This is a genomic window from Acinetobacter sp. ABJ_C4_1, from assembly GCF_044538495.1.
Classification (GTDB): domain Bacteria; phylum Pseudomonadota; class Gammaproteobacteria; order Pseudomonadales; family Moraxellaceae; genus Acinetobacter; species Acinetobacter nosocomialis_A.
On sequence record NZ_JBIUCQ010000002.1, the window covers coordinates 183,175 to 205,273 of the forward strand.

26 protein-coding genes and 1 pseudogene are annotated in these 22,099 nt (G+C 36.0%); 6 read left to right on the top strand and 21 right to left on the bottom strand.

The features are described 5' to 3' along the window. Positions 1 to 251 precede the first annotated feature (251 nt). Positions 252 to 1,481 carry a GGDEF domain-containing protein gene (locus tag ACIF8R_RS03745; RefSeq protein WP_004887345.1) on the top strand — a complete coding sequence of 410 codons (1,230 nt, stop codon included), beginning with the start codon at positions 252 to 254 and terminating at the stop codon, positions 1,479 to 1,481. A gap of 95 nt (positions 1,482 to 1,576) precedes the next feature. On the opposite strand, the gene aroC is transcribed toward ACIF8R_RS03745, so the two are convergent. The 7 genes and pseudogenes from aroC to ACIF8R_RS03780 all read right to left on the bottom strand — a co-directional run bounded on the left by aroC (position 1,577) and on the right by ACIF8R_RS03780 (position 7,934). Next, on the bottom strand, positions 1,577 to 2,668 hold the full coding sequence (gene aroC, locus ACIF8R_RS03750; protein ID WP_396479176.1) for a chorismate synthase: 1,092 nt from the start codon (positions 2,666 to 2,668) through the stop codon (positions 1,577 to 1,579). Between the two features lie 12 nt (positions 2,669 to 2,680). Beyond that, the gene (gene prmB, locus ACIF8R_RS03755) at positions 2,681 to 3,685 is read right to left on the bottom strand and encodes a 50S ribosomal protein L3 N(5)-glutamine methyltransferase (protein WP_396479178.1); all 1,005 of its coding nucleotides are present in this window, start codon (positions 3,683 to 3,685) and stop codon (positions 2,681 to 2,683) included. Positions 3,686 to 3,922: 237 nt separating this feature from the next. Next, positions 3,923 to 5,129 (bottom strand): annotated as a pseudogene (gene trpB, locus ACIF8R_RS03760) (tryptophan synthase subunit beta). Positions 5,130 to 5,165: 36 nt separating this feature from the next. Beyond that, a complete protein-coding gene (locus tag ACIF8R_RS03765; protein ID WP_000498059.1) occupies positions 5,166 to 6,353 on the bottom strand; it encodes a VWA domain-containing protein in 1,188 nt (395 codons plus the stop codon). A gap of 15 nt (positions 6,354 to 6,368) precedes the next feature. Continuing rightward, positions 6,369 to 7,220, bottom strand: coding sequence for a MoxR family ATPase (locus ACIF8R_RS03770; protein ID WP_001271636.1), 852 nt, complete (start codon positions 7,218 to 7,220; stop codon positions 6,369 to 6,371). 29 nt (positions 7,221 to 7,249) lie between these two features. Beyond that, positions 7,250 to 7,636, bottom strand: a complete 387-nt coding sequence (locus tag ACIF8R_RS03775) for a hypothetical protein (protein ID WP_249668227.1) — start codon at positions 7,634 to 7,636, stop codon at positions 7,250 to 7,252. Then, positions 7,629 to 7,934, bottom strand: coding sequence for a YcgL domain-containing protein (locus tag ACIF8R_RS03780; RefSeq protein WP_004701812.1), 306 nt, complete (start codon positions 7,932 to 7,934; stop codon positions 7,629 to 7,631). Before ACIF8R_RS03780 ends, ACIF8R_RS03775 begins: the two co-directional genes overlap by 8 nt. Positions 7,935 to 8,376: 442 nt before the next feature. Here ACIF8R_RS03780 and ACIF8R_RS03785 point away from each other — a divergent pair, with 442 nt between their 5' ends. Continuing rightward, the gene (locus tag ACIF8R_RS03785) at positions 8,377 to 8,541 is read left to right on the top strand and encodes a hypothetical protein (RefSeq protein ID WP_000086293.1); all 165 of its coding nucleotides are present in this window, start codon (positions 8,377 to 8,379) and stop codon (positions 8,539 to 8,541) included. Positions 8,542 to 8,613: 72 nt separating this feature from the next. Here ACIF8R_RS03785 and ACIF8R_RS03790 read toward each other — a convergent pair whose 3' ends face one another. The 7 genes from ACIF8R_RS03790 to ACIF8R_RS03820 all read right to left on the bottom strand — a co-directional run bounded on the left by ACIF8R_RS03790 (position 8,614) and on the right by ACIF8R_RS03820 (position 14,076). Further along, a complete protein-coding gene (locus tag ACIF8R_RS03790; protein WP_396479180.1) occupies positions 8,614 to 8,949 on the bottom strand; it encodes a hypothetical protein in 336 nt (111 codons plus the stop codon). Between the two features lie 135 nt (positions 8,950 to 9,084). Then, positions 9,085 to 9,351 carry a hypothetical protein gene (locus ACIF8R_RS03795; protein WP_396479182.1) on the bottom strand — a complete coding sequence of 89 codons (267 nt, stop codon included), beginning with the start codon at positions 9,349 to 9,351 and terminating at the stop codon, positions 9,085 to 9,087. Between the two features lie 497 nt (positions 9,352 to 9,848). Beyond that, a complete protein-coding gene (locus tag ACIF8R_RS03800) occupies positions 9,849 to 10,973 on the bottom strand; it encodes an HRDC domain-containing protein (protein ID WP_304590878.1) in 1,125 nt (374 codons plus the stop codon). A gap of 308 nt (positions 10,974 to 11,281) precedes the next feature. Next, complete coding sequence (recR, locus tag ACIF8R_RS03805; protein WP_000490551.1) at positions 11,282 to 11,878, bottom strand: recombination mediator RecR; 597 nt, start codon at positions 11,876 to 11,878, stop codon at positions 11,282 to 11,284. A 9-nt stretch (positions 11,879 to 11,887) separates the two neighbouring features. Then, positions 11,888 to 12,217, bottom strand: a complete 330-nt coding sequence (locus tag ACIF8R_RS03810) for a YbaB/EbfC family nucleoid-associated protein (protein WP_396479184.1) — start codon at positions 12,215 to 12,217, stop codon at positions 11,888 to 11,890. A gap of 256 nt (positions 12,218 to 12,473) precedes the next feature. Then, positions 12,474 to 12,710 carry a hypothetical protein gene (locus tag ACIF8R_RS03815; protein ID WP_004887361.1) on the bottom strand — a complete coding sequence of 79 codons (237 nt, stop codon included), beginning with the start codon at positions 12,708 to 12,710 and terminating at the stop codon, positions 12,474 to 12,476. Between the two features lie 178 nt (positions 12,711 to 12,888). Then, the gene (locus tag ACIF8R_RS03820) at positions 12,889 to 14,076 is read right to left on the bottom strand and encodes an O-succinylhomoserine sulfhydrylase (RefSeq protein WP_396479185.1); all 1,188 of its coding nucleotides are present in this window, start codon (positions 14,074 to 14,076) and stop codon (positions 12,889 to 12,891) included. A 135-nt stretch (positions 14,077 to 14,211) separates the two neighbouring features. On the opposite strand from ACIF8R_RS03820, the gene ACIF8R_RS03825 reads away from it, so the two are divergent. Then, entirely contained in the window at positions 14,212 to 15,297 is a 1,086-nt protein-coding gene (locus ACIF8R_RS03825) for an alpha/beta fold hydrolase (RefSeq protein ID WP_396479187.1), read from the top strand. 34 nt (positions 15,298 to 15,331) lie between these two features. On the opposite strand, the gene ACIF8R_RS03830 is transcribed toward ACIF8R_RS03825, so the two are convergent. The 6 genes from ACIF8R_RS03830 to ACIF8R_RS03855 all read right to left on the bottom strand — a co-directional run bounded on the left by ACIF8R_RS03830 (position 15,332) and on the right by ACIF8R_RS03855 (position 19,054). Then, the gene (locus ACIF8R_RS03830) at positions 15,332 to 15,880 is read right to left on the bottom strand and encodes an isochorismatase family protein (protein WP_396479189.1); all 549 of its coding nucleotides are present in this window, start codon (positions 15,878 to 15,880) and stop codon (positions 15,332 to 15,334) included. 144 nt (positions 15,881 to 16,024) lie between these two features. Beyond that, on the bottom strand, positions 16,025 to 16,792 hold the full coding sequence (locus ACIF8R_RS03835) for a class I SAM-dependent methyltransferase (RefSeq protein WP_396479191.1): 768 nt from the start codon (positions 16,790 to 16,792) through the stop codon (positions 16,025 to 16,027). 235 nt (positions 16,793 to 17,027) lie between these two features. Continuing rightward, positions 17,028 to 17,402 carry a TonB C-terminal domain-containing protein gene (locus ACIF8R_RS03840; protein WP_263613651.1) on the bottom strand — a complete coding sequence of 125 codons (375 nt, stop codon included), beginning with the start codon at positions 17,400 to 17,402 and terminating at the stop codon, positions 17,028 to 17,030. A gap of 177 nt (positions 17,403 to 17,579) precedes the next feature. Then, a complete protein-coding gene (locus ACIF8R_RS03845; RefSeq protein ID WP_348887710.1) occupies positions 17,580 to 17,804 on the bottom strand; it encodes a hypothetical protein in 225 nt (74 codons plus the stop codon). A 495-nt stretch (positions 17,805 to 18,299) separates the two neighbouring features. Next, on the bottom strand, positions 18,300 to 18,500 hold the full coding sequence (locus ACIF8R_RS03850) for a hypothetical protein (RefSeq protein WP_002049802.1): 201 nt from the start codon (positions 18,498 to 18,500) through the stop codon (positions 18,300 to 18,302). Between the two features lie 128 nt (positions 18,501 to 18,628). Further along, positions 18,629 to 19,054, bottom strand: coding sequence for a GFA family protein (locus ACIF8R_RS03855; RefSeq protein WP_396479193.1), 426 nt, complete (start codon positions 19,052 to 19,054; stop codon positions 18,629 to 18,631). Between the two features lie 264 nt (positions 19,055 to 19,318). Here ACIF8R_RS03855 and ACIF8R_RS03860 point away from each other — a divergent pair, with 264 nt between their 5' ends. The 3 genes from ACIF8R_RS03860 to ACIF8R_RS03870 all read left to right on the top strand — a co-directional run bounded on the left by ACIF8R_RS03860 (position 19,319) and on the right by ACIF8R_RS03870 (position 21,381). Beyond that, positions 19,319 to 19,588: a YARHG domain-containing protein gene (locus ACIF8R_RS03860; protein ID WP_002049864.1), complete on the top strand. Its 270-nt coding sequence runs from the start codon at positions 19,319 to 19,321 to the stop codon at positions 19,586 to 19,588. 18 nt (positions 19,589 to 19,606) lie between these two features. Then, positions 19,607 to 20,020 (top strand): HIT family protein, encoded by a 414-nt coding sequence (locus ACIF8R_RS03865; RefSeq protein ID WP_000312749.1) that lies wholly within the window; start codon positions 19,607 to 19,609, stop codon positions 20,018 to 20,020. 254 nt (positions 20,021 to 20,274) lie between these two features. After that, positions 20,275 to 21,381 carry a porin gene (locus tag ACIF8R_RS03870; RefSeq protein ID WP_263613648.1) on the top strand — a complete coding sequence of 369 codons (1,107 nt, stop codon included), beginning with the start codon at positions 20,275 to 20,277 and terminating at the stop codon, positions 21,379 to 21,381. Between the two features lie 108 nt (positions 21,382 to 21,489). Here ACIF8R_RS03870 and ACIF8R_RS03875 read toward each other — a convergent pair whose 3' ends face one another. Further along, the gene (locus tag ACIF8R_RS03875) at positions 21,490 to 22,080 is read right to left on the bottom strand and encodes a YidB family protein (RefSeq protein WP_396479196.1); all 591 of its coding nucleotides are present in this window, start codon (positions 22,078 to 22,080) and stop codon (positions 21,490 to 21,492) included. Between the last annotated feature and the right edge of the window lie 19 nt (positions 22,081 to 22,099).

The following is a 22,099-nucleotide window of genomic DNA, read 5'->3' on the forward strand; positions in this document are numbered from 1 at the left end:
AAAGATACAATCTTTAATCGACCATTAGTAATTTTTTCTCAAAGGTTTTGAATCTTTAGATAATTGTGACGCTAATCATTGAAATGTCGTGATTTTTATCACAATAAGGGCCTATAAAAATCATTACTTTTTTAAAAAATCTGTATTATTATTTTGAATAAACCACACAATATATAACCAATATTTTTAGATGGAACTTTAATAAAACAAGTCGCATTTTATGCCAACTTCCAATATAGAGAGCATTAATTATGAAGTTGCAAGGTTCCAATATATTGGGACAGGAACAAATAGATTTATTAACCACACGCGGATTAAATTTCGTATGGTTTCCAAAGCAACTTGAAACGATCTATCGTTTTCAATATCAAAATGGTGCGGCCTATGAGTTTCGCTATAGAGCACCTATTATTTTAATATTATATTTATTTTTAAGCTTTGGTATATACCAAGTCTTACCAACCGACCAAGTTTTATCCTGGTTAAGCTATTATTCTTGGGTAGGTATAATTGTTTTAATTGCGTGGATTTTATCGTTTATTAAAAAATTAAATCAGTGGTTTGATTATTATGTCGGAATTGGCTCTGCTTCCGCTGTCGCTATCACCTTTATTTTAATTAACGTTTTAGAAAATGGCCAAGATAATGTACTTTTTCATGCAGCAATGATGTATGCGATAGTGATTATCTATGGTGCGGTAGGTATGCGCTTTTATACTGCGATCATTGCAGGATGGGTCGGTGGTTTAGTTGGTATTTTAGTCAGTACTTATGTGAAAGGCGACATAGATTGGACCTTTTTGAATCGCACATATACGTTTAGTAGTTTCTTAGGAATGACGCTTGCGTATGCTACAGACCGTCAACACCGAGAAAACTATTTACAAAACTGTATGATTGAGCTCAACCGTATTGAACTCATGCAACAAGCGCAGCAGTTGTCTTTGCTTTCACAGCAAGATGCTTTAACTGGGCTTGCTAACCGACGTTATCTTGATGAAACACTAGACAATGAATGGCGTCGTGCACTGCGCCATGAAACACCACTTACTATTATGATGGTGGATATCGACTTCTTTAAACCCTATAACGATACCTTAGGACACCTTAAAGGCGATCAGTGCTTAAAAGATATTGCTACAGCAATTTCTTCAATTGCTGCTCGTAGTGGAGATTTAGTTGCCCGTTATGGTGGTGAAGAATTTTTACTTCTCTTCCCCATGACCAATGCTCAGCAAGCTCAAATTCAAGTCGAAAGATTAATGAACGCAATTAAAAAAATTGCCATTGTTCATCCATGTAGTAGCGTTTCACCATACGTAACCATTAGTGTGGGTGTGGCAACCACAATTCCACGTTTAAATGATTCAATTTCTGCCTTTGTTAGCCGTGCAGATCATGCACTCTATCAAGCAAAAACAAATGGTCGCAATCAGTATCAAATTGCTGTAAATCAAGAACAAATTGTAGATTTAACTTAATTATTCATAGGTCTTCTAATTAAAAAATTGCGCTCAATAACAATAAAAAAGCCACATACTTTGAGTTATGTGGCTTTTTTACGTCAACCAAGTCTCTATGGTTCAATTGGTGCAAATGGAGGAACAACATCTGCATTTTGAGCACGATTTCGCAAGAAATGGTCCATTAAAACTATTGCTAACATTGCTTCAGCAATTGGAGTTGCTCGAACGCCCACGCACGGGTCATGACGGCCTTTAGTTAACACCTCAGTATCTTCACGATTTAAATTAATCGTTTTACCTGGAGTTGTAATACTTGCAGTCGGTTTTAGTGCAATCGCCACACGAATAATCTGGCCACTTGAGATACCACCCAAAATACCACCAGCATGATTCGCCAAGAAGCCATGACTCGTCAATTCATCACGTGTTTCATGGCCAAACTGACCTGCTACAGCAAAACCATCACCAATTTCAACACCTTTAACCGCATTAATACTCATCATGGCATGTGCAATATCAGCATCTAAACGGTCAAAAACAGGCTCGCCCCAGCCTACAGGAACTTTCTCAGCTAAAATTTCTAGCTTAGCGCCACAGCTTGTACCTTGTTCACGTAAAGACGTCACCAATGCTTCAAAACGAGGAACAGCATCTACATCGCCACAGAAAAACGGATTATTTGGAACTTCATTCCAATCTAGTTTTTCAGCAACTTCGTTACCAATTTGAGTGACATGACCACGAATCAAGACACCAAATTTTTCTGCTAAATATTTCTTCGCAATAGCACCAGCTGCAACACGCATAGCAGTTTCACGAGCACTTGAACGGCCACCACCACGATAATCACGGAAACCATACTTTTGTGTATAAGTATAATCTGCGTGACCCGGTCTAAAGGTTTGCGCAATATTCCCATAATCTTTCGATTTTTGGTCAGTATTACGAATGAGTAAACCAATTGGTGTACCTGTGGTTTTACCCTCAAATACCCCTGAAATGATTTCAACTTGATCAGGTTCTTTACGCTGGGTAGCAAATTTCGATGTACCAGGCTTACGGCGGTCCAAATCTATTTGCAGATCTTCTTCTGTTAATGCAAGGCCTGGTGGCACTCCATCAACAATTGCCATTAAACCAACACCATGCGATTCACCGCATGTGGTTACACGAAAGAGTTGTCCAATAGTGTTCCCTGCCATACGTACAACTCCTTAAGCTTGTTCTGCAAATAATTTTTTATAACGACGACATTGTTCAGCAGTCAAAGCAAAAATACCTGAACCACCTTTTTGGAAAGTAAGCCAGTTAAACTCAACAGTATTGAAGTTCTGACGCATAGCCCATTCAGAGTTACCGACTTCAATTACAATTAAACCATCTTCTGTTAAATAATCTGCCGCTTGAGCTAACATTTTACGAACTAAGTCTAAACCATCTTGTCCTGCTGCCAATGCAAGTTCAGGCTCATGCAAAAACTCTTCTGGTAAATCAGCCATATCTTCGGCATCAACGTACGGCGGGTTACTTACGATTAAATCGTACTGGTTTTCAGCTGGAATCTTGGCGAACAAGTCAGATTCAAGTAATGCAACTTGATATTGCTTATTGTGATGTTCAACATTAATCGATGCTACTTCTAAAGCTTCTTTAGAAATATCTGTTGCATCTACTTCTGCGTCTGGATAAGCATAAGCTAAAGCCACTGCAATACAGCCAGAACCTGTACACATATCTAAAATACGTTGTGGTGTCTTAGGCTTGGTATTTTCTGGTAGGTTGTTGAGTGCTTCACGCATTTGACCATTTTCATCTAAACAATACGGCGCAAAACGTTGCTCAATTAATTCTGCAATTGGTGAACGTGGAATAAGTACACGCTCATCTACATAAAATGGCTTATTGAAGAAGTAAGCTAAATTTAATAAATAAGATGTCGGAATACGATCATTAATACGACGCTCCAACAAACTTAAAAATTCTGCTTTTTCACTTGGTAAAAGCTTAGCATCTAAAATTTCTGCGTCTGCTGACCATTCAAGAGATAAGGTTTGTAAAACTAATGCAGAGCTTTCTGCAAAATAATCTTCAGTACCTTGTCCTAAATGTGCATCATGTTGACGTAATGCTGATACCCCAAAACGAATTAAATCTCGAATTGTTGATAAATTTTCAGCAGCTTCCTGTAAATGTTCAGGGCTAATCGTCGGTCGCTCCACTTAGGCGTCTCCAAAGGCAAATTTTGCAAAGTGACTATTCTACTGAGTGAGACAAAGCAACGCAACGCTTTGCCTTGTGAACCAGTGTTTTACATATCAATCTATGACAATCACACGTTAAAATCAGAATACTTTGTTTTAATTAAGAAATAATGAACTTTATAAGTAACGCTAAAGATAGTCTTTGAAACAAAAAAGCGGCCTTTAAATACTGACCGCTTATTAACTCTAGTTGTCTTAAAGCTTAAGCTTTTCTGCAACATAGTCAGAATCTTTATCTCCACGACCCGACAGATTCACCACAATCATGGTTTCTTTCGGTAGCTTTGGTGCTTCGCGAATTGCCCAAGCCACAGCGTGTGAGCTTTCAAGCGCAGGAACAATCCCCTCAACACGCGATAATGTCATAAAAGCATCTAAACATTCTTGATCAGTTGCAGTGCTATATTCCACACGTCCTAAATCTTTTAAGAAACTATGCTGTGGTCCAACCCCTGGATAGTCCAATCCTGAAGCAATAGAATGCACCGGTAAAGGTTCACCAGCCTCATTTTCAAGTACATAACATGCCATGCCATGAATTTGACTTGGTTTACCTAATGTTAGGGTTGCTGAGTGCATAGTAGTATCTAACCCATGTCCAGCGGGTTCCACCCCAACCAGTTTTACATCCGAATCATTTAAAAATGCCGTAAAGGCACCAATCGCATTTGAACCGCCACCAACACATGCCACAACATAATCCGGATTTTTTCCAAAGCGCTGATGCGTCTGTTCTTTAATTTCATTACCAATAATTGATTGGAAATCTCGAACCATTTTAGGAAATGGATGAGGACCAACCACAGAACCAATGGCATAAATAAAGTTTTTAGGGTCTTTTAAATATTCTTCAAACGCGCTATCTACCGCATCTTTTAAGGTTGCTGTACCACGAGTGACTGAAACTAAATGAGCACCCAAAATTTTCATTTTGACCACATTAGGGTGTTCTTTTTCAATATCAACTTGGCCCATATGAATTTCACACGGAATACCCACTAAAGCACACGCTGTTGCCAAAGCAACTCCATGTTGACCTGCTCCAGTTTCAGCAATGACTTTCTTTTTACCCATATACTTAGCAAGTAAAGCTTCGCCTAAGCAGTGATTGATTTTATGGGCACCGGTATGATTTAAGTCTTCACGCTTTAAATAAATTTGTGCGCCGCCTAACTGTTCTGAAAGGCGTTTTGCATGAAATAAAGGACTTGGACGTCCTACATAATTTGCAAAGAGGTCTGATAATTCATTTTGAAATTCTGGTGTGTGGCGAATTTCTTCGTAAGCAGCATTAATTTCATCCATTGCTTCTTTTAAATGTGGAGGAATAAATTGACCTCCATACTCACCAAAAAAATCCTTGTTCATTTGGCAAAGCAATACCATTTATTTGATGTTGCATATCATCCCTCTTTTTAAATTATTAAAGTTATCAAGTTTATCGAGAAAGGTAACGCGTCAAATCCTCAATGCCTTTTAGGGTCATTGGATACATATGGTTTTCAAAAATCTCTTTAATCCAACCAATCGTTTGAGTGTAATGCCAATACCCTTCTGTTTCAGGGTTTAACCATGCTGTTTTATCAAAATGCTGACGTAGGCGACGTAACCAAACTTCACCTGCTTCATCATTCATATATTCAACCGAGCCACCTACCGATTTCAGCTCATACGGTGCCATACTGGCATCACCTACGACAATTACACGATAGTCGCGTCCATAAGTATGGAACAAGTCCCATGTGTTCATGCGAGTAGCTGTTCTTCGATAGTTATCTTTCCAAACATAGTCATAAAGACAATTATGGAAATAAAAGTATTCAAGCGTTTTAAATTCTGTTTTAGCTGCGCTGAATAACTTTTCACATTGGGCAATGTGCGCATCCATCGAACCGCCAACATCAAACAACATCAGTACTTTGATTCGATTGCGACGCTCTGGCACCATCTGAACATCCAAGATACCTTGCTTGGCTGTTTCCCGAATCGTTCCGTCAACATCTAACTCTTCAGCTGCACCTTGACGAGCAAATTTGCGTAAACGTCGTAAAGCAATTTGCATTTGGCGAGTTCCAAGGACTTGGTCATCATCTAGGTTTTGGTATTTACGCTGTTCCCAGACTTTAACCGCCGAACGCTTACGACCCGGCCCACCAATTCTGACGCCTTCTGGATGGTCACCAAAAGCGCCAAAGGGTGAAGTTCCACCTGTGCCAACCATACGGTTACCACCTTGGTGTTTTTTATGCTGCTCGCGTAGACGTTCCTCTAGCATTTTCATCAGTTCTTCTAAAGAACCTGCTTTTTGAAGTTCAGCTCTTTGCTCTGGTGTTAAATGCTTTTCGAGAAGTTCTAAATCGAACCAGTCTTTTGGAAGTTTATGGACTTGCTTGAGCAACTCATCAATATCAAAGGTTTCTATGCCATCAAAGTAATCTTTCATGGCACGATCAAACTTATCAAAAAAGCGTTCATCTTTAACTAAAATGGTTTTAGCAAGTTGATAGAACTCTTCCTGATCGGCAAAAACTAAGCCTTCACTCACCGCACGATTTAAATCAATGAGTTCACGAGTTGTAACTGGAACACCATATTTTCGTAAGGTGTAAAATAACCGCACAAACATGGGTTATTCCCTCCTTTAACGTCGCGACATGAAAGCCAAACGTTCAAGCAATTGTACATCTTGCTCGTTTTTAATAAGTGCGCCATACAAAGGTGGAATAGCTTTTGATGTATCTCTATTACGTAGTACATCTTCAGGCATATCATCAGCCATAAGCAGACTCAACCAATCGATCAGTTCAGATGTAGATGGGGGTTTCTTTAAATTAGGAATTTCACGGAGTTTGAAGAAAACTTGAAGCGCTTCATTTACCAAAGTCGCAGAGATATTTGGGAAATGTACCGAGATAATTTCACGCATAGTTGCTTCGTCTGGAAACTCAATGTAGTGGAAGAAGCAACGACGCAGGAACGCATCTGGTAATTCTTTTTCATTATTTGAAGTAATAATTACGATTGGACGTTGAGTAGCCGTAATCGTTTCGCCTGTTTCATAAACATAAAAAGACATCTTATCAAGTTCATGTAACAAGTCATTTGGAAACTCGATGTCCGCCTTATCAATTTCATCAATTAAAAGCACACAACGCTCTTCACTGGTGAAGGCTTCCCACAGTTTACCGGGCTTAATATAGTTCTTAATATCGTAAACACGATCGTCACCCAATTGACTATCACGCAAGCGAGACACAGCATCGTATTCATATAAGCCTTGCTGTGCCTTAGTTGTTGACTTAATGTGCCAAGTGATGAGTTTTAAACCAAGACTTTCTGCCACTTGCTCAGCAAGTAAAGTTTTACCTGTACCCGGCTCACCTTTAACCAATAAAGGCTTTTGCAAGGCACGAGCTGCTTTTACAGCAAGTTTAAGACTATCAGTCGCGATATATTGATCTGTACCGGTAAAATGTTGGGTATCAGCAGACATGTAGAGACCTTATTTTTCTATTTCAATGGTTAGATGGAACGCATGCTTTTGTTTGTTGTATATTTTGACCAACAATAGCCAATAACCAAACCTAGACCGATTACAAATAGAATTAAGGATAAATTTGACCAGATTAAAGGACTGTCTTTCGTTAAAACACCAAACAGTAGTCCAAAAATAGCTGGTGCTACAGATGCATTCGGCCCTTCCGAAACGGTTGGCGTCACCAAAATAGCAAAAACAACTAACCAGCTTATTGCGCCAAAAGTAGCAGGTAAGCGGCGCATTAAACGCCACCAACACCACAAGGCAATAATAGCGCCAACGCCATAAGCTGTTAAAGCAATGATCTCTTCAGGAATTGCATCGAGAGAAGAAAGTAATTGATTTAAAACTCCAGCTTGATCTTCACGCACCACGTAAGCCCTCTGGTTCAACTGCATTTGGGTTAATTAACCCTTCTGGCGGCATCTGAATAAAGAAACCTTTTGTTTGTAATGAGTCTAGAACATGTAAAACATTTACACGCGCTAATTTACGTGTTGGAGCCAATTCTAAATGCATGACAAACGTTGCACGACCAAATGCTTGTAAAACAGCTTCTGGAACTTTTTCAAACGGATCGGTTTGCTCCGTATCATCAGGATAGTTTGGACGAGCAATATAAATGTACATTTCATCTTTTTTGCTCGATCTATAAATATCACAGTGCATTTCAAATCAACTCTTGAACTAAGGACAGCATACATGAAAAAAAACAACAGACACACGCAGGTTTGTTTACGCATCAGTCGTTTTTTCTTTTCTTGCGAAATATTAACCCACAACAATCATCAAGGTCGATAAATAACTTTTAATTTTCTAAAGTTTTAAATTTTTCAACCTTTATTAAGCTGTTAATTTTACATAAAAAATCTTTTTATTTACTTTTATAAAATGAAAAAATTACATTTTAAAAACAATAAAACTCAGCCCAAAACAGATTGTACTCAGCTTAATTTATTGAAAATAATAAATTTAATTTAACTAAAATTTAAAATAAGTTCTAAATAAAATTCAACTTATGCATACAGGATAAGACATTATTTAACCGATTTTAAATTCAGATGTGTTTCAATAATAGAAGATCTTAAAACAAAATATGGAGGTCTATGCTATGTCTCGTGGCGATAAATCATCTTATACAGCAAAGCAAAAACGGCAGGCTAAACATATTGTTGAGAGTGAAGTAGATAGAGGTCATTCTCAAGAAGAAGCTGAACGTATTGCATGGTCTACCGTCAATAAACAAGATGGCGGTGGCAAGAAAAAATCACATTAAATTACCACTGGATACTTCTTTGGTTAACTTGATGACTAAAGAAGTATCCTACTAATAAGCTAAACAAAGATTTTAAAAGACTCTTGAGCTCTGCATATAGTCATTACTCACCTGATTTAACGCATTCAAAATTATGCTGTCATCTTGAGTAAGTAAGGCTTTATTTAAATGACTCATGTAATTCATTAACGTTTCTTTAGAAGCTTGCGCAAACTCGGTAGTCACAGCTTCATCTTCATATAAGATTACATAACTACGAGCAAACCCATAAATGAGATAAGTTGCTGCTTTTTCATTTAAGTCTGAAGATTGCTTGAGATACTGCTCACACGCATTTTTTAAGTTTTTAAATGCATCTGTACCAGTAGATTGATTTTTGAAAGATGAAAGTATTGTTTGGAAGTTCATATCCATATTCCACTCAAAAAGTAAAGCTACAGAAGAAGCATAAAGCTGTCAAACAATATATTGATTTTTATAAATTTAGATTGTAAAAAATTATAAGAAACGCCCTAAAGTATGGGCGTTTGATTGAACAAAAGTTTAGAAACTAACTTCAATATTGACCGTTGTACCAGACTGTTCAATATTGGTTGAAACATTGAAACCTCGCGTCTTTAGCTCTTCCTCTACCTGTGTAATATGTTCAGGATGCAAAGCATCTATTGGAAATTGAAACACTGCTCGACGTTTACCTTCTTTCGAGATTTCCTCAGTTCCAGATAAGATTTTTTCCAACAATATTGCTTGATCTATTTTGACATCTTTAGCATTTTTCCTTGCCTGTTCAGCATTAAAATTATTAGTCATGTTTATCTCTCTAGTTATTAGTAACTTTCATTTATAGCATAAAAAATTAATCTCAATATTAACTTATTATTGATTTTAAAAACTTTTTACGGCTGTACAAATAAAATTAGAGGCCTCCTCTCCCCGAGAAGGCCTCTATATTTCTGCACCGAAACAAACTTATAGTTATATATTGTTTATTTTGAAATTGTTTTTCTTGCTGCCAAGAATATACAGACCTGTATATATACGCAATTGAATTTTTCTCACGAATAAAGTTAATTTAATTCAGCATAATCATATGAAATTAAGATTAACTCATATTTATAGTATTTAAACTTTAAAAAAACCTAAGAATATAAAGTGCAACTAAATAAAAGATTAAATTTATAAAGATTACCTTATAAAAGAGGTTTATTTTAAATTAAAATTAACCACTATTATTTGAACAAATATTAATCAAATAAGTTATTTTTAAATACAAAGTGCTCATCCGAACTGAAAACACATTGGTAAATTTAAAATAACAGAGTTGCTTTCTCTTCTGTAAATAGTTGGATAAGTGGTTTGGTGAGTAATTCGTAGCGCCAACCCAACAAGTAATCGGGCAAATCTTGTTCATCACCTTTAGAAAGTACATGCTGATGAATTGCATTTAACCATTTCTTACGCAGTAAAACTTCTTTCGGAATGGAGGTTTGCTCTATAGCATTTGCAATTAACGCGTCCATTTTATCTAGAGTTTCTTTTGACGTAATTTTAAAAGGTTTAGCAATTTTAGCTGGCCATTGCCCTTCTACTGGTAAATCCTTTAAAAGATCCAGAATAATCTTGCCATATTCACGAACAACATTTGGACGGATATCTCTTACTTGAGATAATTGAAAATTATTACGTGGATTTTTTTCGACCAAATCAATCATTGTCGAGTTTCTAAGGATAAAACTACGTGGCTGATTGGTTGCTTTAACTATATGTTCGCGCCATTCACTTAAATTCTGCAATTGCATTAATTGACGGCGTGAATGTCGATAGTTGCCTACATCTGTATAGAGTAATGACGTTGGTGTTTCACTAATAATTTCTTTGGTTAGACTACTACAGTCTTCAAGAACATATTCATAAAGCCCTTTTTGCTTAAGCTGATCCTTAATATGGTTAGCCAACTGCATAAGGTATAAAACATCATTTGCTGCGTAGCATAACTGTTGAGGAGACAAAGGTCTTGCTAACCAGTCAGATCGAGTTTGGTCTTTTTCAATGTCAATCTCTAAACAAAGCTTTAAAGCACCTTGATAGCTTACTTGTAAACCATGTCCTAAAAAGGAAAGTCCAACTTGAGTATCAAAAACATTTAATAGGTTTTGTTCATCAGCATAGTGATAGATTAAATCGATATCTTCACCACATGCGTGAAAAATATTTTGTTGAGCAACAAAGATTTTTTTCCAAAACTCACTTAAGTCTAGCGATACGCCATCCAGCAAATATACGTTTCCGTTGACATTGACTTGACATACTCCAAGTTTAGGCCAAAGGGTATCAACCTTAATAAATTCTGTATCAAGTCCATATGTTGAACATTGATCCATTTGTTGAAGAACATCAACCAATTCGGTTTGCTGTTGGATAAACTGAAACATGCTTTCTCAAGTAAATGCAAAGAGTGCTTTAAACTCTGGTATATATAACATAGCAATAGAAAAATGCTACTGAATCCATGATGAATAATCTATTTTTGAACAATTTTCCAAAAAAGAGATAATTTTTTGATCATTATTTTAAATTTTTCAATTTAAGATCCTTATAAAAATTTATTTTTTACAAAAAGCTTTTTTAATTTATATATTCATTAAGTCATTTTTAAAAATATGTTTTTGTCTTTTAAAAAGATTTTTTTAATAATAAAACTTATATTTTAAAAAAATCTTTGAAATAAGCACCGAGGTACTTATTTCATACGCATACGGTTATGCACCGCTTGACTTAATGTATGACTATCAACATATTCAAGCTCACCACCTTGTGGTACACCTTGAGCAATACGTGTCATGTGAATAGGTAAATGCTTCGTCGCTTCAACCAAATAATGCGCTGTCGCCTGACCTTCTACAGTAGCGTTAGTTGCCAAAATGACTTCTTCGATAGTACCTTGGCTTAAACGCTGGATTAGGTAAGGAATACCTATTTCCTCTGGCCCAATTCCATCTAATGGAGAAAGATGCCCACCCAACACATGGTATTTACCACGGAAACTACCACTTTGCTCAATTGCCATCACATCTGCCGGAGATTCAACCACACAGAGCAGTTGATCATCTCTTTCTGTTGAAGCACAAATATCACAAATTTCGTGCTCAGTTAAAGAGTGACAAACACTACATTCGTGGATATAACTTGATGCTTCATGTAGAGCATGCGCTAAAGCAAATGCACCTTCACGATTTTTCATCAACAGATGTAAAGCCATACGTTGAGCCGACTTCGGGCCAACGCTAGGCAAAATACGTAAAGCTTGAACGAGTTGTTCAAATCTATCACTAAACACTGAATTTCCTTAGAACATGCCCGCTAAGCCAGGAGGTAAACCCATGCCAGAGTTAGCTTTTTGCATTTTTTCTTCAGAAACTACTTCTGCTTGACGCACAGCATCATTAACAGCAGCTGCGATTAAGTCTTCAATCATGTCTGGTTCATCTTGAAGCAATTCTGGACTAATTTCGATACGTTTTACGATATAACGACCAGTCATGGTTACTTTAACTAAACCACCACCCGCTTCAGCGTGTACTTCAGTTTGAGCAAGCTCTTCTTTGGCCTTTTTTATATTTGATTCCATATCTTTTTGCATGCGCTGCGCTTGCTGCATGAGCATATTGATATTCATAAACCTAACTCCGTATCTCTACCAAATATAATTGATAGTCACATAACACTTCAGAACTTAAACTCTTTTAGTCCCTCAACCCATCATAAAGAGCATTGAGGTCATTACGTTTAAATCAAAATTAATCTGTAATTCTGACACAATAAATTAATGTTTTCTATTGGTATCTATGAAACTATTTTCGCTAACTCATAAGTTTAAAGCTTTCTGTGTAAAACTTTTCACTCTTAGAACCAGTTCTAAAATTTAAGTGCAACTATTGTGAGGCTTGAAGGTTTTTATTATCCGGTTTGTATTCATTTAAAGGCATTTTCTGAAAAGAGGCATTTGCCTTTTCTATGGAATGATCTGCATCTTCAACTGATTTGTTCGCATCATTAATTAACAATACAGTTTCGCTAATCTGAGTCGGTTCGTCTTTTTGGGCAAATACTCTGTATCCAACCAAACCAATTGCCCCTATAGCGACTAATATAATTATAGGTTTAAGCATGGTTCAAAAACTCACTTTGTTATTTTTATTAAATTTAGAACTTTTATACGTTGTGATTTTAGAGTCATTTATAACAAAATGTAGTCTTTTTATTTCTTTCGTTGTATGTGAGTAACAGCATCATTAATAAAAAACCACACTAAAATAAGTGTGGTTTAATCTTAAATATATAAATTAATTAAATTAAATCCAATCCAAGTGAGATATCACCAATAATATCGTTAATATCTTCTAAACCAACTGAAACACGGATTAAACCTTCTTGAATTCCTGCTGCTTGTTTGGCTTCAGCAGAAAGTTTGCCGTGTGTTGTTGTCGCAGGATGGGTAATTGTTGACTTCACATCACCTAAATTACCAGTAATTGAAATAAATTTGGTGTTATCAATCACCTTCCAAGCACCTTCACGTTCGCCTTTAACAACGAAAGAAACAATCCCACCAAAACCATTTTGCTGTTTTGCAGCAAGTTCGTGTCCTTCATGAGTTGGTAGGCCTGCGTAGTAAACTTTTTCTACTTTGTCATGGGTAGATAACCATTCGGCAAGAATTTGAGCACTCTCACAGTGTGCTTTCATACGTAAGCGTAAAGTTTCTAGACCTTTTAAGAAAACCCATGCATTAAACGGACTCATTGATGGCCCAAGTGTACGGACGACACCAAAAACTTCTTCTAACAACTGATGATTACCGACAACAGCACCGCCTAATGCTCGCCCTTGTCCATCTAAATATTTAGTTGCCGAGTAAATTACAAGGTCTGCCCCAAATTTTAAGGGTTGCTGCAAAACAGGTGTACAGAAACTGTTATCAACCGCAAGTAATGCGCCATTCGTATGTGCAATATCTGCAAGTGCTTGAATATCTGCAATCTCAGCTAAAGGATTCGATGGTGACTCAACAAATAAAAGTTTAGTTTCTGGACGTACTGCGTTTTTCCAATCGTCCAAATCACATAAATCGACAAATGTAATATCTACACCAAACTTGGCAATATATTTCTCAAACAAAGCTACAACTGAACCAAAAACTGCTCTTGAGCAAATAACATGATCACCCGCTTTTAAATATGCCATAGCAACTGACAAAATCGCGCCCATTCCAGAACTCGTCGCAACAGCACGTTCAGCACCATCTAAAGCGGCTAAGCGTTTTTCGAACATTGATACAGTCGGATTGGTAAAACGTGAATAGATATTTCCTTGAACTTGACCAGAAAATTTTGCAGCCGCTTCAGCAGCGTTTTCATACACAAAAGATGAAGTCAAAAAAATCGGTTCGCCGTGCTCACCTTCAAAACTACGAGTATGTCCGGTACGAATGGCTAAAGTATCAAGTTGGTATTCTAAATCATCAGACTGGTTCATTAAATGTTCGCCTTTACTGGTCATGTACTAAAAAACTATCATCATTTTGAGTGTCTAAGGTATTTAAGGTCAAGGTAAACCTGAAAATTATCGCTTAGACTTTATTTAATTTTAGTAAATAGTTGGCAAAGTAAGATGAAACGCTTAAAGTCCATTGCCTCTGAGCAAAGTCAAATCAAACACCTCTCTACTCGACTATTTCAACCAGAAAAATTGGTGTTGTCACAAAGCACACCTTATGAAGTTATCGGTCAATTTAATGAAACTCGTATTCGTTACTATGCGGCTGCTCAAAAGCGTTTTAAAGAACCATTAGTATTTGTTGCACCTCTAGCAATTAATATGGCGATCTATGATTTATATCCTTATCGTTCTCTTATTAAGCATTTCCAAAATGCAGGATTTGACGTGTACCTTGTCGATTGGGGCCGTTTAGGGTTTAAAGATAGGCATCTTAACTTTTTATCATTTATTGAAGATTTTATTCCTAAAGCTATAGAGCTTGTCCGCACTCATTCAGGAAGTGATCAAATTTCTCTACATGGGTGGAGTATGGCAGGTATATTCGTTACTTTATATACAGCGCATAATCATCCAAATTATGTCAAAAACCTTATAGTGTTAGGCAGTCCAATCGATAGCTATGCTTCTGGCTATATTGGAAAACTCTACCGAACCATAAATAATGTTATTGGTCGTAATAAAAAATTTCAGGCACGTATCTACTCAGGTTTACCGAAGCGTTTGATTCATACTCCAGGTATTTTAAATTCTCTAGGATTTAAAATTCTTGACCCTAAAGGCTGGTTCGAGGGTCATATTCAATTACTTAAAAACCTTGATGATCTGCAGTTTGTACAAGAACATGCCACATTAAGTAGTTTTTTAAACAATATGATTGATTATCCTGGGGGGATTAATCAGGACATGTTATTCAATGTATGGCTACAAAATCCGTTGAAGCAAGGTTCTATTCTATTAAAAGATAAAAAAATCGAGTTAAAAAATATCGATTGTTCTCTTTTAGTTGGCGCTGGTCGTAGCGATCAATTGGTTACGGCGGATGCTGCTCAACCATTAAGCGAATTAACCAGCAGCAAAGATGTGACGTTTACGCTTATCCCTGGCGGACATTTGGGCCTCATGTCAAGCCAAGCAAGTGCTCAGGAATTCTGGCCAAAGCTAGCAGCATGGCTAAGCGATCGTTCAACAAAAATTTAAATATAGATATGAAAAGCCCTTCAAGTAAGGGCTTCTATTTAACGCTTTCTATGAAATTCACTTCATGAGATGAAGCACAAATGACAATTTCATCGCCAAGAGACCACTCAGCAGCTCGGGCCGCCATTGCTGCAGGTACTTCTTCTGAGCCGGGTCCTGCGGGTACATTATAAGTTGCATGTGCATCATGAGGTAAAAGCACCCCATAACCTAACTCTAGTGCAGCACGAGCAGTAGCCGCTACACACATTTCGGATAGTACCCCACAAATTGCAAAGGTTTGTACTCTGCTTTCATTTAGAATTTGCTGAAGTGGCTTACCATCAAACCCATTGTCATTGACTTTTCTTAATACAATTTCACCTTCTTGAGGAGGAAAAAATAGTTCCCATCCCCATTGAAATGGTTCATCTACAGTATCTAAAGCGCCGTCATTTTGCAGAAAAATGACAGGTGCTCGAGCTAAGCGCGCTTTCGAAAGTAAAATATTAATTGAAGAAAGAAGTTGCTCTGCGGCTGGAACAGCCTCATTGCCTAATACAAAAGCCTTTTGTACATCTACTACAATTAATGCATTAACCAAATTATTCTGGATTAAAATCTTTATCTCCTATCGACTTCAATAGCCAATTTCACATAACTTTTATAATGATATGAGCATTTTATTTCATAGGCCTCAAAGTTTTAAAACTTTTTCGTATTTCATAACTCTCAAGCTAAAATTAAACTAGAAGGGTATCTTTTTAAATACAAAGTACCCTACCTTACTTTCGAAACTTCCGTCTTTTTGAATATTAAAATATTTTTTGACTACATCTGATGCATTCTCTTGTAGATACTTAAGCGTTTTTATCTGATCTTCAGGAGTTTTCATACGCTGTACCCAACTATCAAAATCTAGCATGAGTGATTGTTTATCTAAGGCAGTTAATTCAAAACCAGCATCTTCTATAAAGTAAACCCATTCTTTAATACTGTAATTTCTTACATGACTTGGGTCCCGAATCACCTCTATAGTCTGTAAAAACGTGTCTAAAATGGGAAAACTTGAGCTGATAATATCAACAAAAATAACAGTACCATTTGGTTTTAAAACACGGTTTATTTCTTTCATGGCCGTTGGTACATGCTGCCAGTGATGAGCAGAATATCGGCTAATCACTACATCAAACTGTTCATCAGTAAAAGGCATATCTTCAGCTATGCCCTGTTGTACGAAAACATTTTTTATTTTCCGAGCATTGGCAGCTTTTGAAACAGTATCAAGCATTTCATGAGATAAATCATAAGCAAAAACCAGATCGGCATGGTGAGCAACGTTATAAGCCACATGACCACCACCACAGCCTAAATCTAAAACAACCGCATTTGAATATTTCTCAATCTCTTTAATAAACTTATCAAACTCAACTCCTTCAGAGTGAGCTGTGCTATTCAAATAACTTAAAGATTTATTTTGGTACTGTTTTAAATTTATCTCATGTTGATTCAACATGGTTTATTCCTCTTCTTCGATGGGTTAACCATAAAAGAAAAAGTAGATAAAAAATAATGATTAGTTTTTAAATAATTAATAAAATAAAGTTATAGCTTGGTCACTTATGCAGTTACAGAAATGACATAATGAGGTTTAAAATTTTTTCTATATATTTGTTATTTATAATTTTATTTGTAGAAAACCACCTCTCGGTGGTTTTCTACAAATAAAAGGCGAAGTTCATATTTAAAATTTACTTTGCCATAAATTTGATGTTGAACTTTCTTACCTGTTTTCTTACATCAGGATTAGAAGGTAAAACAAAAGGACTTGCACGCCATATTGCTTTTTCAATACTCGATTTAAACTTTGGGTCTTCTTTATCTAGAAAAATAATTTGCTCAATCTCACCACTATCATTTAAAAAGACTTTAACACTGGCGCTCATGCCTACTGAAGACGGAGGAATATCCCAAATTTTAAATATCTTTTTTTGATATTGTTGCTTATATTTTTCAGCCTCTAAAATAATTTTATCATCGCTACTTTTAGTCGGTGATAATGTCTTTGAGTTAATTGCACACCCAGTTAATAACAATATAGAAGTTAAAATAATGACTCTTTTCATTTATAAAACCAATTTTTTCAATGATTAAAATTTAACATTTTATCGTTTTAAAAACCACCTGACCGGTGGTTTTATACTTAATAGCTATTACTAAATGCAATTTTAGTAAATTTTACATTTCTGCTAATTTACTGGATTATTTAGTTTAACTATTCAATTTTAATTTTAAGTATTGACTTAAAATGATATTTTATAACGTGAATTGATATTTGAATGCTCAGGCATATCAGCAATATCCTGCTCAGTAAAAATTCCATGCTCAAGTACTTTCGTACCATTAAATGCAGTATTGACTGGGGTAATTGGTGACTTGCTAATATAATTTTCATCAGCTTTTTCCGTCAGTGACGCACAACCTTCTAGCCCAAACCCAGCAATAACGACAAATAATAATTTCTTCATTTAGCTCACCTGTTGTTATAAAAATCAAACAATCTAACAAATTATGCTTTAATTGTCACATATTTAAAACGATTAATCTCAGGTCGAACCTTTAACAAATCTTAATGAAATGTAAACTAATTTGCATAAAATGTTAAATTGTGTAAAATACCTAAATAATTTAACGATATGTTTTAACTCATGGTCTTTCTACTTTTTTTATTTTTATTATTTACATTCGTGCTTCTTTTAAATGTTCATTACAAACAATAGGAGCATCGATTAGCTTTTCAGCTATGGTGTCCAACTATTAAAAAAATAAGCTTTTACAGTCACAATAAATTAATTCCCGTAATCTATAATTTTATAAAAATAAAAAGCCCGCTTTGTAAGCAGGCTTTACCCTTTTGATTTTTTGCGCTGATCATTCAGGACTTTTTGCTGTTTGTGACAGCGCTCGGATATTACACTTATACTTAAAGATTAAAAAGGCTAATCTTTTTTAAACTGATGTACTTACTCATCAAGTTCTATAGGATCACCATCTTCTGGACGAATATGTCGTGTGCCATCATCGGCGGGGTCAACACTAGATCCATCCTTAGTGATCGAGTTATACATTTCATCCTCTTTTTTATCATCTGTGAATTCTTCATCTTCAAAATCAAGAGGCTCGTCATCATCTTCAAAATTTAAAGGCTTTTCTTCATCTATCATGTGAACCATCCTTTTTAAGTTATGTGATTTTATGCTCAATTAAATGTCAGATATATTCAACAGTGAACACACATCATTTATGTAACGAACACTTAAGAAGTATTAAAAGATATAAAATTTAAAGAATGTTATTCGAAGTACTTTAAGAATTCCTTAATAACAGGCAAATGGTCAAAACTTTTATGAGCGTTCGCTAACACCACCCATTCATGTTTTGACTCTATACAAAAATTAAGCTTTAAGTCCGGATTAAATGATTGTTCCAAAAGCCCTAATGGTATCCATATATAGTTTGTACCATTAATTTTATTAGGTACTGGCGAACCACACTGATTACAAAATGACGAGGTAAAACCAGTCTCCTTTTTATAGGTAGCGACATATTCACTTCCAGCCAACCAGTTAAATTGGCTTTCTTTCACCAAAGTAGCCGCATTCGCTCCTGTACCCGTTTGTTTTCGGCATAAACTGCAATGACAGTGATAAACCGTTTTTATTTCACGGGATATAGAAAACTTTACTTGATTACATAAACAAGAACCGATGTTACTCATATAATGTATTTAATTCATCACTATGAAAATTCAATAATGACGTTAAATATTTATTATGTATATATTTTTATTGTTTAATATAAAATAAGACCTAAGTATTTGATTTAAAATAAATTTAAAAAAAGATATTGATATGTAAAGCTTTTTTGTATTATAAGATCAAATATGATTTTTAATAACACTTGAGTAATTAATAGTCATTGAAATATTGGGAATAAACCTTATATTGAGTACAGGTTCATACCTTTAACTGAGGAAAAGCTCATGAATAAATTATTAGTTGCAGTATTCACTGGAATGGTAACCCTTGCCGGTTTCAGTGCTCAAGCTGCAACACCTGAGCAAGAATGTCAAAAATTGCAAGATGATTACAATTTGATTTATGCATCAAAAGGCTTTTGTTTTAAAGACCAAGATGCTAAAGAAAAATATGGTAATGAAAACTGTCATACGACTAAGCCAAAATTCTCTGATAAAGAGCAGCAACGTCTAGACGCAATTAAAGAACGTCAAAAAGAATTGAAGTGTAAATAGTATTTAAAGGAATAATACATGGCATATGATGATCAAAATATCTTCGCAAAAATTTTACGTGGTGAACTTCCAGCGATAAAACTCTATGAAGATGATCAAGTTCTAGCTTTTATGGATATTATGCCCCAAGCCGATGGTCATGCATTAGTTATTCCAAAAACTCCTGCAGTAACTTTACTTGATTTACCGCCTGAAGCGGCAGCCTATACCATTCAGATCGTGCAAAAAATTGCGAAAGCAATGGAAACTGCGCTGAATCTTGATGGAATTGTACTCATGCAATTATCAGGTGCCGCTGCTGGACAAACTGTCCCTCATGTTCATTTTCACCTAATTCCGACAAATGTTCACCAACTTGGTAAACATGCTGCACAATTAGGTGATCAAGATAAAATCAAGGCTTTAGCTGAAAAAATTAAAGCAGCTCTTTGATTTAACGACTTAAAAGCGGAGCTTCGGCTCCGCTTTTTTATTTAAAAAGTGTAATAAAATCAAAAGAAAATAAAATATTTCTAATTTTTAATTGTCATAAAACTGTCATTTCCTCTTCACTCCACTGTCACAAAGTTTACAGATACTTCTTAGCAAGTTGGTGAGCTTCTGTAACTTTTTGTACACAAGTCAACTACAAAATAATTAGTTAACAGGCATGTGCCATTTTTAAAATACTTTTTGGAGAAATCTCAATGAAGAAATTGCTACTCGCTGCCGCAGTTGCAACTTTGAGCGTAAACGCGGTGCAAGCAGCGCCAACTTTGTATGGCAAACTGAATGTTTCTATTAACCAAGTTGACAATAAAAATTTCGATGGGAAAAGTGACGTTACTGAAATTAACTCAAACGCTTCTCGCATTGGGGTGAAAGGCGAAGAAAAATTAACTGACAAGCTATCTGCTGTTTATTTAGCTGAGTGGGCAATCTCTACTGATGGTTCAGGTTCTGATAGTGATCTTAGCGCTCGTAACCGTTATATCGGTTTAAAAACTGACGGTGTAGGTACATTAAAAGTAGGTAAATATGATTCTTACTTTAAAACTGCTGCTGGTAACAACCAAGATATCTTTAATGACGATACACGTTTAGATATTACTAATATCATGTATGGTGAAAACCGTTTAGATAACGTAATTGGTTTTGAATTAGATCCTAAATTATTAGCTGGTATAACTTTCAACATCATGGCTCAAACTGGTGAAAGTACTACTGATAATAAACCAGGTGAAACTGGTAAAGACAGCAAAAATAATAGTTTTGATTCTGTATCAACTGCGCTTGGTTATGAAAACAAAGACCTTGGCTTAGCAATTGCTGCTGCAGGTGACTTTGGTATTAAAGGTAAATATGCGGCTTACGGTCTGAAAGATATTTATACAGATGCTTACCGCGTAACAGGCTCTTATGACATCGCAAAAACAGGTCTAGTAATTGGCGCTTTATGGCAACATGCTGAACCTACGGATGAGTTGACTGCATATGGTCAAACATACAAAGCAGATGGATCAGTTGACAAGGCTGGTAAAGCTTACCGTGATTTACAAGAAGAAGCTTATTCAATCACAGCTGCTTATAAAATCCCGAATACTAAACTTAAAGTGAAAGCAGAATATTCTTCTGCTGAAACACAAGTAAGTGGTTTAGCAGATCGTAAAATTGACTTGTACGGTGTAGGTCTTGATTACCAAATCAACAAACAAGCTCGCTTCTACGGTATTGTTGCTCAACAAAAACGTGATTGGTTGAGTGATAATGACAAACAAACGGTTGTTGGTACTGGTATCGAATATAATTTCTAATCAGTTACATTCAATTCAGATAAAATAAAAGGGCTTCTGCCCTTTTATTTTATTGTGCTGACTAAAAAAGTCGATATGAAAATTATCGGCTTTTTTAAAATTTATATCTTATTTTAAGAAACCACTTACTAGATTCATCACATTTTGAATGTCTTGATTAGCTTCCTGGTGGTCTGTACTGTCACCCTGAGGTGTTAAAGAATCAATAACCTGCGGTAAGACAGAAGCAATCGCACCATAAACTTGTTCTTTTGGCGCTTGAGCCTGCTGGGCAACTTGTTCAATATCTGCTGGGTTAAATAAGTTTTGTAATTGTTGAGTTGGAACTTCACTATTACTTTGATTTGGGTCAACCCAACTTTGAACTTGACTGCCTAAACCAGCTCCTTTTAACTTTTCTAAAGCAGCCTGTAAACCACCTTGTTGCTGCACCCAACCTAAGATTAAAGGTACAACTGCAATTAATAAACTTTGTACGCCGCCACCTGCTTGAGGCGCATTATTGTTACCAGTCACTTGTCCCAATACAGAACCTAATACTCCACCCAGACCGCCTTGAGTACCAGAAGAAGCATTACCACCCATTTGTCCTAATACAGAACCTAAAATACCCCCTAAACCACCTTGACCTGATGCTTGCTGGTTCCCACCTAAAGCTTGTTGAGCTAAAACTTCTACAATGTTGCTTAAATTTGTCATGTGTAACTCTTATGTATGG

What these genes read in the sequence shown, in the direction of transcription:
- ACIF8R_RS03850 (WP_002049802.1), bottom strand. Translation starts at nt 18,500, where the DNA reads ATGATAGATGAAGAAAAGCCTTTAAATTTTGAAGATGATGACGAGCCT.
- ACIF8R_RS03770 (WP_001271636.1), bottom strand. Translation starts at nt 7,220, where the DNA reads ATGTCTGCTGATACCCAACATTTTACCGGTACAGATCAATATATCGCG.
- ACIF8R_RS03785 (WP_000086293.1), top strand. Translation starts at nt 8,377, where the DNA reads ATGTCTCGTGGCGATAAATCATCTTATACAGCAAAGCAAAAACGGCAG.
- ACIF8R_RS03820 (WP_396479185.1), bottom strand. Translation starts at nt 14,076, where the DNA reads ATGAACCAGTCTGATGATTTAGAATACCAACTTGATACTTTAGCCATT.
- ACIF8R_RS03795 (WP_396479182.1), bottom strand. Translation starts at nt 9,351, where the DNA reads ATGACTAATAATTTTAATGCTGAACAGGCAAGGAAAAATGCTAAAGAT.
- ACIF8R_RS03840 (WP_263613651.1), bottom strand. Translation starts at nt 17,402, where the DNA reads ATGAAAAGAGTCATTATTTTAACTTCTATATTGTTATTAACTGGGTGT.
- ACIF8R_RS03815 (WP_004887361.1), bottom strand. Translation starts at nt 12,710, where the DNA reads ATGCTTAAACCTATAATTATATTAGTCGCTATAGGGGCAATTGGTTTG.
- ACIF8R_RS03800 (WP_304590878.1), bottom strand. Translation starts at nt 10,973, where the DNA reads ATGTTTCAGTTTATCCAACAGCAAACCGAATTGGTTGATGTTCTTCAA.
- ACIF8R_RS03860 (WP_002049864.1), top strand. Translation starts at nt 19,319, where the DNA reads ATGAATAAATTATTAGTTGCAGTATTCACTGGAATGGTAACCCTTGCC.
- ACIF8R_RS03825 (WP_396479187.1), top strand. Translation starts at nt 14,212, where the DNA reads ATGAAACGCTTAAAGTCCATTGCCTCTGAGCAAAGTCAAATCAAACAC.
- ACIF8R_RS03780 (WP_004701812.1), bottom strand. Translation starts at nt 7,934, where the DNA reads ATGCACTGTGATATTTATAGATCGAGCAAAAAAGATGAAATGTACATT.
- ACIF8R_RS03855 (WP_396479193.1), bottom strand. Translation starts at nt 19,054, where the DNA reads ATGAGTAACATCGGTTCTTGTTTATGTAATCAAGTAAAGTTTTCTATA.
- ACIF8R_RS03765 (WP_000498059.1), bottom strand. Translation starts at nt 6,353, where the DNA reads ATGTTTGTGCGGTTATTTTACACCTTACGAAAATATGGTGTTCCAGTT.
- ACIF8R_RS03835 (WP_396479191.1), bottom strand. Translation starts at nt 16,792, where the DNA reads ATGTTGAATCAACATGAGATAAATTTAAAACAGTACCAAAATAAATCT.
- aroC (WP_396479176.1), bottom strand. Translation starts at nt 2,668, where the DNA reads ATGGCAGGGAACACTATTGGACAACTCTTTCGTGTAACCACATGCGGT.
- ACIF8R_RS03790 (WP_396479180.1), bottom strand. Translation starts at nt 8,949, where the DNA reads ATGAACTTCCAAACAATACTTTCATCTTTCAAAAATCAATCTACTGGT.
- ACIF8R_RS03870 (WP_263613648.1), top strand. Translation starts at nt 20,275, where the DNA reads ATGAAGAAATTGCTACTCGCTGCCGCAGTTGCAACTTTGAGCGTAAAC.
- ACIF8R_RS03810 (WP_396479184.1), bottom strand. Translation starts at nt 12,217, where the DNA reads ATGAATATCAATATGCTCATGCAGCAAGCGCAGCGCATGCAAAAAGAT.
- ACIF8R_RS03845 (WP_348887710.1), bottom strand. Translation starts at nt 17,804, where the DNA reads ATGAAGAAATTATTATTTGTCGTTATTGCTGGGTTTGGGCTAGAAGGT.
- ACIF8R_RS03865 (WP_000312749.1), top strand. Translation starts at nt 19,607, where the DNA reads ATGGCATATGATGATCAAAATATCTTCGCAAAAATTTTACGTGGTGAA.
- ACIF8R_RS03745 (WP_004887345.1), top strand. Translation starts at nt 252, where the DNA reads ATGAAGTTGCAAGGTTCCAATATATTGGGACAGGAACAAATAGATTTA.
- ACIF8R_RS03875 (WP_396479196.1), bottom strand. Translation starts at nt 22,080, where the DNA reads ATGACAAATTTAAGCAACATTGTAGAAGTTTTAGCTCAACAAGCTTTA.